Origin of the sequence: Megasphaera sp. AF13-6AC (assembly GCF_027685385.1) — a bacterium.
In the GTDB taxonomy this organism is placed as follows: Bacteria; Bacillota; Negativicutes; order Veillonellales; family Megasphaeraceae; genus Megasphaera; species Megasphaera micronuciformis.
Genome location: NZ_JAQCUN010000218.1, coordinates 1 through 1,361, shown reverse-complemented (window position 1 = coordinate 1,361; position 1,361 = coordinate 1). Strand labels below are relative to the sequence as shown.

Here is a 1,361-nt window from a genome sequence, read left to right as displayed (position 1 = left end):
CTGTCGGACGGTACGTCAACGAAGGGGTTAGCTGCAAATGCAGTTGCGCCAACAGCCATCGTTGCAACTAAAGATGCTACGAGTTTCTTGTTCATTGTGAAAGACTCCTTTCAAAAAACAAATATAAGTTTTGGAGAACTTTTGAATTTGTTTTGAAGGGTCATTGGCGAGTTGTCCATGTTTCCTCTCTCTTACTGCTTCAAAACAGCTTCATTTCTCCATTCGACTAAAGAATGACATAAAGTCATTTGTAAGTCGTGATTTAGTTTACCCTATTTTCTGAAATTTGTCAAAAAAAGGAGTTTAGATTTTATTATCTTCTATATTTAGTGTATGTGTTTATTATTTTGTCCATATTTTGTATACCTCGTTTTTTTCAGACCAGCATGATCGGAAAATAAATTTGAAAAATATTAAAATTTCTTTTTATTTCCGGATAAAACTCGTAACCCAACAATAGTTTTCTTTACTTATATATAAAAAAAACAAGGTCTCTCATATGAGAGACCTTGTTTAAGTCATTTTTAGAATACGAATACAAACTGCGCACGCGTGAGTTCATCACGATCTTTACCGGTCTTTTCAATCTTAGTATCAAATGTCTGGAAGACTTGAAGCTGTGCATTCTTAGCAAAGGTGTAGTCTGCACCGGCAGCCCAGCCCTTCGTATTATTGACGTTCGTTCTCCACGAACCCGTTCCGCCATCATCAGCCGCGCCGTCTTCGATATTGATGTAGTTAACCCACAGGTCCCAAGATTTAGGCGTATCGAATTTTGCCTTGCCGTATGTGAGTTTAGCCGCAAAGCCGTCAGCATCGGCAACACTGCTCTTGTCGTAGTTTACACGATAAGCTTCGGCATTAAGGTTAAACTTCTTAGCGAAGTTTAAGGATGCATAAGCTCCCCATACCTTTGCGTCTTCCGCACTTCCGCCAGAAGAAGCATTGAAGTCATTGTAATATACGCCTACAGCCGAACCTGCTACAGAACCGCCGCCGAAGAAACCTTCCAATTCTCCGTAAGCCGTCTTGGAGTCGTTCAAAGTGCCTTCTTTGAATTTACCGTAACCGACGGTAGCTGCCATTTTGTTATCAGCAAATTTAAGCTGAGCGCCGTCAAAGTTATTTCCGTAAATAAGGCCCATATTATTGCCCAATTCATAGTCATAGCGGCCGACCATTGCATTCCATTTATGACCGTTATCCAATGCATAGTTTACATAAGCACGATCTACATAGAAGTGATCTCTGCCGGCACTGGATGCGCTTGCACTTGCATGTGTATGATTACCGAAGTTCGTATTGTACTCCGTACCGAGAACGGCATATGCCCGGTCGTTAATCTTCGCATTAGCACGGAG

The 1,361-nt window shown here is 41.2% G+C and carries 1 protein-coding gene; it reads right to left on the bottom strand.

The features are described from left to right. Positions 1–524: 524 nt before the first annotated feature. Positions 525–1,361 (bottom strand): putative porin (locus tag PGX78_RS08300; protein WP_270446478.1); only part of this gene is annotated, 837 nt, incomplete at its 5' end.